Genomic DNA, 1,302 nt, shown 5'->3' on the forward strand with positions numbered 1-1,302 from the left:
CGCGTCGCCGGGCGTGCGCCCGGTCAGCAGGTACGTGTCGACGTGCTTGTTGACGCAGGCGTTCTCGCCGCCGGCGAGCCCGTGCGACCCGGCGTCCTTCTCCGTCACCAGGTCCGCCGAGCCGCCCAGCCGCCGCGCGAGTTCCCGCGCCCCGTCGTACGGCGTGGCCGCGTCCCGCTCGGCGGCGAGGAGGAGCACCGGCGGCAGCTCGCCCGCGTCGGTGCGGACGTCGAGGGGCTGCTGCCGCGGCCCGGCCCAGAACGCGCAGGGCAGGTTCATCCAGGCGTTCTCCCACGTCTCGAACGGCGCCACGCGCGCGAGCCGGCTGTTGTCGCGGTCCCAGGTCTCCCAGTCGGTCGGCCAGGGCGCGTCGTTGCACTCGACGGCGGTGTAGACGGCGTTGCCGTTCTCCTCGGCCGCGTTGTCCGAAGGGTCGTCGGCGGCGAACTCCGCCAGCGTCCCCGGCTTGCCGTCGAGGTAGTCGGCGAGCGCGGTGGCGGCCGGCGCCCAGTACCCGTCGGCGTACGCGGCGCGCAGGAAGCCCGCCTGCAGCTGGGCCGTGCCGATCCGCCCGGCCACCGGCTCCTTCTCGATCCGCTCGCGGGCCCGCTCGTACGCCGCCGCCACCTCCCACCGGCTGCGGCCGAGGTGGTAGACGTCGTCGTGCTTGGCGACCCACCGCTGCCAGTCGGCCCAGCGCTCCTCGAACGCGGCGGACTGGCGCAGGTTGTTGCCGTACCAGATCTGCCGCGGGTCGGGGTCGACCGGGCTGTCGAAGACCATGCGGCGCACGTGGTCCGGGTAGAGCACGGCGTACAGGCTGCCGAAGTAGGTGCCGTAGGAGGCGCCGAGGTAGGTGAGCTTGCGCTCGCCGAGGGCGGCGCGCAGCACGTCGAGGTCGCGGGCGTTGTTGAGGGACGTGTAGTGGCGCAGGCCGGCGATCCCGGCGCAGCCGTTGGCGTACGCGTGCGCCTTCTCGATACGGGCGCGCTTCTCGCGCTCCGAGGGGCGCTCCGAGGTGTTCGACGGCGCCCTCATGAACTCGTCGGGGTCCTGGCAGGACAGCGCGCCGGAGCGCTCGACGCCGCGCGGGGCGTAGCCGACGAAGTCGTACGCCGCCGCCAGCCGCCGCCACTCCGGGGACCGGCTCAGCAGCGGGAAGTACGTGCCGGAGCCGCCGGGTCCGCCGGGGTTGAAGACCAGCTTGCCCTGCCGCTCGGCGCGCGGTCCGGTGGCGCCGATGTGGCTGACGGTGAGCTTGAGCTGCCGGCCGCCGGGGTGGGCGTAGTCCAGCGGGACGGC

At 74.5% G+C, this 1,302-nt stretch carries 1 protein-coding gene; it reads right to left on the reverse strand.

The annotated features are described in order from the left end of the window. Positions 1-1,302 (reverse strand): alpha/beta hydrolase (locus tag H5J30_RS33810; RefSeq protein WP_181791606.1); only part of this gene is annotated, 1,302 nt, incomplete at both ends.

The sequence above is a fragment of the Streptomyces phytophilus genome (assembly GCF_013870535.1).
GTDB classification, from domain to species: domain Bacteria; phylum Actinomycetota; class Actinomycetes; order Streptomycetales; family Streptomycetaceae; genus Streptomyces; species Streptomyces phytophilus.